Source organism: Arthrobacter sp. UYNi723 (genome assembly GCF_054057635.1).
Genome location: NZ_JBSRZM010000062.1, coordinates 1 through 4,894 on the forward strand (window position 1 = coordinate 1; position 4,894 = coordinate 4,894).

Sequence of the window (4,894 nt, forward strand, 5' to 3'; positions counted from 1 at the left end):
CGTCTTTCGAAAGGAACTGTCACCGATGTGCTGAGACATCAACTGTCACCAGTGTCCTGAGGCAGAACTGTCACCGATGTCTTGAGAGATCACAGTTTTAAGAATTACGGCCCGTCATTTCTGACCCACGCACCTAGCCGGTTACGGTTCCAGGACGGTCGAGCAGACCGCTGCACCGCAGTAACTTGAACGGACGACGGCGGGACTTCCCGCCGTCGTCCGCTTACGTTGGGTGCCACTCCCCTCTGATCATACGAAGTTCGTCCTCCACCGCACGGGCTGGCCAGTAGTCCTTGGCCAGCTCATCTGCCCGGACTCTGTCTGCGTCCGGGAAGAGCTGGCCGAACAGTCCGGCCGCGTGAAACAGGGCAATCAGCGCTAGGGTCCTGGCATCGTGTGTCTTGGCATGAGGCTTGGCCGGAGCGGGCGTCCCGGGAGCGCGCGCCGTGGAATCAGGCGCCTCGGGATCGGACGGCGTGGAAATGTTCCACCACGCTTAGTGACCCCATCCCCTCGTAGACACGCTGGACTTCGGCGCGACCCTCCAGCATGGAGACCCACCCCTTGGGAGTGTGGGGCCGGGATTTGCCACGGATGAGTTCGAGCTCGTGCTGGAAATCCGTTTGCGGGTGGCACCGGTAGCCCTGACACGCTTCCCCTGCAGCTCGATCGCACCGGTCAGGTCCAGCTCGGCCAACCAAAGCAAAAAGTGAGCTTGTCGAACGGGCCGCTTTTCCTCCGGAAGGGACCGTTCAGCGGGCTTATCCCTGCGTTACGGCGCCCCGAGGTAAACGCTGACGGTGGTCCCGCCGCTGGGGCTGGGAGAGATCTCCAGCCGTCCCCCGTGGGCGGCAGCGATCCTGGCACACGTGGCCAGGCCCAGCCCCGTGCCGGCAGGGTCGCCTTCCCGGTGCAGGCGGACCAGCGGTTCAACCACCCGGCGCCGGTCCCCCGCGCCGATTCCCTTGCCGTTGTCCTCCACCCGCACCACGGCGCCGGCTCCGGCTTCCTGCCCGGTGACGCTGACAACCGGGGGAACTTCCGGACGGCGGTACGCCACCGCGTTCTGGATCAGGTTCTGCAGTGCCACCCTCATCTGGCTTTCGTCAGCGTCGAAATCAAAGTCCTCGCACTGCACCACCGCACCGGCTTCCCGCAGGCCCAGGCTCAGGTCATCGGCGACTTCCTTCACCATGCTTGCCAGCGACAGCCGGGACCTGGACAGCGAACCGCCGATGGACGCGAACTCAAGCAGCTCCTCCACCATGGACAGCATCCTCCGCGCGCTGCTGCCCACGATTTCCAGGTACTCTGCGGCCTCCCCTGTCTGGCCCGATTCTGCGTCCGTGGCACCCAGCTCGACGTAGCCCAGGATGGAGGTCAGCGGATTGCGGAGGTCGTGGCTGACCCTGCCGGTGAATTCAGCGAGCCGTTCATTGCTGTCCTTGGCTTCATCCAGGGCGTCGGCCAGGACACCATGGAGTGCGGTGACCCGCCGGGCAGCCAGCAGGCGGGTGTGCAGGACGAAGGGGTCCAACGGCTTGCTCACGTAGTCGTCCGCCCCGGCCCTCATGCCTTCCAGCACGTCCTCTTGGGCGCCGTGCGAGGTCAGCAGTACAACGTACGTATAGGAGCTTGTTTCCGCGGCCCGGATCGCCCGGCACAGGTCAAACCCGTCGAGCCCGGGCATCATCAGGTCGCTGACCACCACCTGGGGACGCCGCTTCAGGTAGAGCTGCCACGCCGTGTCGCCGTCCGCGGCCACGATGCACTCATGCCCGGATTTCTCGACGGCGGCCTTCGCCACGAGCAGGGACCCTTCGTCGTCGTCGACAACCAGCACCGTCATGGCGGCCCCGGAGTTGCCCAGCAGTCCGGAAATCTTCGCGGCGTCCACGTCGGGGCGGTCCAGCCCTCCCGGCGCACTCCAGTTCGAATCAACTGCCATGGGGGCCCCCGGCCACTTGTCGTCACGAAGCCAGCCCACCATCGGTCCGCTGGATCTATCGTCCCACGGAACAGGCTGGTAGGGATCGCAACGGCGAGCGGACGACGGCGGGAGGTCCCGCCGTCGTCCGCTTGCGTTTGTTGCCCCTACAGTCTGTGCTGCTCCGAAACTGCCCACCGGGCGACCCTGGCATTGGCTTTGCTTGCCGGGAGGCCTGCTGGCGTGGCACCGACAGGTTGATGACACGGCGGGCCCGCTTCTCGGCTACGGGAAGTCTCCGCTTCACGATGGCTCTCCCGCCGGTTCCCGGTAGGTGCTTTCCGGAACATCAGTGATGAACATGTGCCCGGGAGCGTGGCTGATGGCGAAGGAGGGCTTGGATGCCATCACTGCGCTCTGCGGTGTCACGCCGCAGGCCCAGAAAACCGGCACCTCCCCTGGCCGGATCTCCACCGCATCCCCGAAGTCGGGGCGGTTGAGGTCGGCAATGCCCAGATCCTCCGGTGACCCGACGTGGACCGGGCTGCCGTGGACCTTCGGCACTTCCGACGTGACCCTGATGGCGGTTTCAACCAGCTCGGGCAGCATCGGACGCATGGAGACCACCATGGGGCCGTGGATCCGTCCGGCGGGAGTGCACTGGACGTTTGAGCGGTACATGGGCACGTTGCGGCCGGTTTCGGTGTGCCGCAGCGGGATCCCCGCCGCGGCTAGCGCCGCTTCAAAGGTGAAGCTGCAGCCGATGAGGACACCCACCATGTCGTCACGCCACACAGCGGCGACGTCCGGGACCTCGGCGGTGAGCACTCCGTCTTGCCAGACGCGGTAGGCGGGGATATCGGTGCGGATATCGGAGCCGGGCGCCAGGGCGCTTTCATACTGTCCCGCCGGAATGATGTCGATGACGGGGCAGGCTTTGGGGTTCAGCCGGCAGAATTCGATGAATTCATCGGCATAATCGGACGTCACCGCTATCAGGTTCGCCTGGGTGTAACCGTCGCTCCAGCCGGAGGTGGGGGTCACCAGGCCGTTGCGGAACTTCAGGCGTGCGTCGGCGGGGGCCAGGAGGGCGTGTGGCTGGCTCACTTGGACCCCACAAGTTCAGCCGCCGCCTGCCCGGACTGCAGGTATTCCTCATCCTCGGCAACGTTGGAATCGCGGCCCAGGGCCAGGCCCACCAAGGTCAGCAGGCAGGCGACGCTGAGGTAGACGGCCACCGGGACCCAGCTGTCATAGGTGCTCAGCAGGAGGGTGAACATAAACGGGGCGATGGCGCCGCCGATGATTCCGGCGAACGTGTAGGCCAGTGAGCTGCCGGTGGAGCGGAGCCGCGGCGAGAACTGCTCGACGACGAACGCTGCCTGGGGTCCGTACATAAACGAGTGGCAGAGCAGGCCCAGCACGATGCCCACGACCAGCATGACCGGGGACCGTCCTTCGAGGACGATGAAGAACAGGTAGGCCCAGACGGCGGCGCCAACTGCGGCGATTGCGTAGACCAGGCGGCGGTTGATGCGGTCTGAGATGGCTCCGGCGAGGGGCATGGTGAAGATTTGGAGGGCTGACCCGATCAGGACGGCTACGAGAACCTGGCCGCGGTCGAAGCCGAGCTCCTGGATGCCGTAAGTGAGCGTGAAGACGGTGCACATGGCGTACAGAACGTCCGGGCCGATGCGGCTGAGCATGGCGGCGATGAGGGGCCGGCGCTGGGTGGCCAGCACCTCGCGGATGGGGGCCTTGGGCTTGTCTCCACGGGCTTCCATGGCCTTGAAGATGGGGGTGTCCTCGAGCTTGAGCCGGATCCAGAGGCCGAAGGCCACCAGCAGCGCGGAGATCAGGAACGCGATGCGCCAGCCGAAGCTCAGGAAGTCTTCTTCGGACAGGGTCAGGGTGAGGACGGCGAGTGCGCCGTTGGCCATGAGGTTGCCGGCGGGCGGGCCGATCTGTGCGGCAGAGGCCCAGAATCCGCGCTTGTTCGGGTCGCCGAATTCGCTGGAGAGCAGCACCGCGCCGCCCCATTCGCCGCCGACGCCAACGCCCTGGGCGAAGCGGAGGAACACGAGGATGGCGGGGGCGATGAGGCCGATGTTGTCATACGTGGGCAGCAGGCCGATGAGGAAGGTGGCCACGCCGATCAGCATCAGCGTAATGACCAGGATCTTCTTGCGGCCGATCTCGTCCCCGAGCCGGCCGAAGATGATGCCGCCAACGGGACGGGAAATGTAGCCGACGGCGTAGGTGGAGAAGGCCAGCAGGGTACCCGTGACGGGGTCCGAGGCCGGGAAGAAGATAAGCGGGAAGACGATCGCAGCGGCCGCGGAGTAGACGGCGAAGTCGTAGAACTCCAGCGCGGTTCCGGTCAGGCTGGCCGCGAATGCCTTGTACATGTCCTTGCGCGCCACAGGGGGCTTTGCGTCAACGGGGGCCATTGCTTGGGGAGTGGCCATGTTAATCCTCCATGAAGAGAGTCGATGTCATCCGAGTGCGGGATGGATGGTGCTGGTGCCCGCTTCTGTCCTCGCCTGCGGCGTTGCAGGGTGGGACATTTGGGCGGCTGGGCGGCTTGCCGTCAGGATGGCTGCGGAAGTCGGAATAGCGGCGATCGTTGGATTGTTGAACAATCCTCTTGTTGAACAAGCTACGCGACACAGATCACACCGTCAAGGGGTTCATGGGATTCAGACGCCGCCGGCAGGTCCGGAGTTGAGGGCACGGGGCATCGCAGGAGGAGCCGGGCGTTGGGCTACTTCGACGGCAGGGAAGCGGGGGGCCGCGGGGGGGGCCCCCCCCCCCCCCCCCCGCGGGGGGGGGGGGGGGGGGGGGGGGGGGCCCCCCCCCCCCCCCCCCCCCCCCGACTCTCACCAGCACCGATAGAGGCGTTGCCCGCCAACCGCGTGAAACTCGGACACTGGAACAGTTTTCACACTCTGATGGCGGCGCGATCAG

The 4,894-nt window shown here is 66.0% G+C and carries 4 protein-coding genes; all 4 read right to left on the bottom strand.

The window, feature by feature from the left end:
- Positions 1-223 precede the first annotated feature (223 nt).
- The gene (locus ACVWY0_RS22025) at positions 224-484 is read right to left on the bottom strand and encodes a GPP34 family phosphoprotein (RefSeq protein WP_485838593.1); all 261 of its coding nucleotides are present in this window, start codon (positions 482-484) and stop codon (positions 224-226) included.
- Between the two features lie 288 nt (positions 485-772).
- A complete protein-coding gene (locus ACVWY0_RS22030; RefSeq protein ID WP_485838590.1) occupies positions 773-1,948 on the bottom strand; it encodes a response regulator in 1,176 nt (391 codons plus the stop codon).
- A gap of 282 nt (positions 1,949-2,230) precedes the next feature.
- Entirely contained in the window at positions 2,231-3,034 is an 804-nt protein-coding gene (locus ACVWY0_RS22035; protein WP_485838591.1) for a putative hydro-lyase, read from the bottom strand.
- The gene (locus tag ACVWY0_RS22040) at positions 3,031-4,395 is read right to left on the bottom strand and encodes an MFS transporter (RefSeq protein ID WP_485838592.1); all 1,365 of its coding nucleotides are present in this window, start codon (positions 4,393-4,395) and stop codon (positions 3,031-3,033) included. The genes ACVWY0_RS22035 and ACVWY0_RS22040 overlap by 4 nt, the downstream gene beginning before the upstream one ends.
- Positions 4,396-4,894: the final 499 nt, after the last annotated feature.